Genomic DNA, 551 nt, shown 5'->3' on the forward strand with positions numbered 1-551 from the left:
TCCACTTTAGTGCCATCTTCGCGCTTGACCAGATCGTCTTTGATGATACCCGTCGCGCTGGCTGACTGGTCGTTAACGTGGTTACTGTCCGTGGTTGCGGTCACGATAACCGTTTCACGGCCTTCCGTTTCATTGTCGTCCAGAACTTCAACTCGAACCTTCACCACACCTGAATCAGGTACTAGGAAACCGTCCGTCTCATCGTAATTCTGCCATTGACCGTTTGGAAGTTTGATTTGAATGCGACCCAAGTCCGCATCTGAAGCTGTACCTGTAATATCAAGCTTAGCCGCTACATCACCAAATGCGTCGCCACTCAACGAGACTTCGTAGTTCAACCACGTTTCTTCGCCTTCAACCGCTTTGTCGCCGCCGCTCACTAGAAGATCTGGTGCATCTGCGTCCACTTTAGTGCCATCTTCGCGCTTGACCAGATCGTCTTTGATGATACCCGTCGCGCTGGCTGACTGGTCGTTAACGTGGTTACTGTCCGTGGTTGCGGTCACGATAACCGTTTCACGGCCTTCCGTTTCATTGTCGTCCAGAACTTC

1 protein-coding gene is annotated in these 551 nt (G+C 51.5%); it reads right to left on the reverse strand.

The features are described from left to right. A partial coding sequence (locus QTN95_RS20995; RefSeq protein ID WP_331418890.1) for a hypothetical protein occupies positions 1-551 on the reverse strand: 551 nt, incomplete at both ends.

It is taken from the genome of Vibrio sp. M260112 (assembly GCF_036533775.1).
Taxonomy (GTDB): Bacteria; Pseudomonadota; Gammaproteobacteria; order Enterobacterales; family Vibrionaceae; genus Vibrio.